The 1,055-nt window shown below is 59.7% G+C and carries 1 protein-coding gene; it reads right to left on the bottom strand.

The annotated features are described in order from the left end of the window. The coding region (gene psbD / locus VB780_RS14245; RefSeq protein WP_323351824.1) for a photosystem II D2 protein (photosystem q(a) protein) at positions 1–1,055 on the bottom strand (1,055 nt) is incomplete at its 3' end.

Genomic DNA, 1,055 nt, shown 5'->3' on the forward strand with positions numbered 1-1,055 from the left:
AGAGCGTTACCACGGGGGAGTACCTCTTCGGGGAATACAAACTTCTCATGGGGCTGGTCGGTCGGGGCCATCCAGGCCCGGATGCCTTCGTTCAGCAAGATGTTCTTGGTGTAGAAGGTCTCAAACTCGGGGTCTTCTGCCGCCCGAATCTCTTGGGACACAAAGTCATAGGCCCGCAGGTTCAAACCGAGACCCACAATGCCTACCGCACTCATCCACAAACCGGTAACCGGCACAAACAGCATGAAGAAGTGCAGCCAACGCTTGTTCGAAAACGCAATCCCAAAAATCTGAGACCAGAATCGGTTGGCGGTCACCATCGAGTAGGTCTCTTCTGCCTGGGTCGGCTCGAAGGCGCGGAAGGTGTTGGCGTTCTCGCCGTCTTTGAACAGCGTGTTCTCAACGGTGGCACCGTGGATGGCGCACAGCAGCGCTCCGCCCAAGACACCCGCTACTCCCATCATGTGGAAGGGATTGAGCGTCCAGTTGTGGAAGCCTTGCAGGAACAGCAGAAAGCGGAAGATCGCCGCCACGCCGAAGCTCGGCGCAAAGAACCAGCCCGACTGGCCCAAGGGGTACATCAGAAACACGCTGACGAAGACTGCGATCGGGGCCGAGAAGGCGATCGCGTTGTAGGGGCGCAGGCCGACCAGACGAGCAACTTCAAACTGACGCAGCATAAAGCCAATCAGTCCAAAGGTGCCGTGCAGGGCGACGAAGCTCCACAGACCGCCCAGTTGGCACCAGCGCACAAAGTCGCCCTGGGCTTCGGGACCCCACAGCAGCAGCAGGGAGTGACCCAGGCTGTTGGCGGGGGTGGAGACGGCAACGGTCAAAAAGTTGCACCCTTCCAGGTACGACGACGCCAGGCCGTGGGTGTACCAGGAGGTCACAAAGGTGGTGCCGGTCAGCCAGCCGCCCACCGCCATAAAGGCGCAGGGAAACAGCAGTAGGCCTGACCAGCCGATAAAGACAAAGCGATCGCGCTTGAGCCAGTCGTCGAGAACGTCGAACCATCCTCGCTCGGCTTGCGCGCGTCCCATTGCTATGGTCAT

Source organism: Leptolyngbya sp. CCNP1308 (assembly GCF_034932455.1).
GTDB lineage: Bacteria > Cyanobacteriota > Cyanobacteriia > Phormidesmidales > Phormidesmidaceae > Nodosilinea.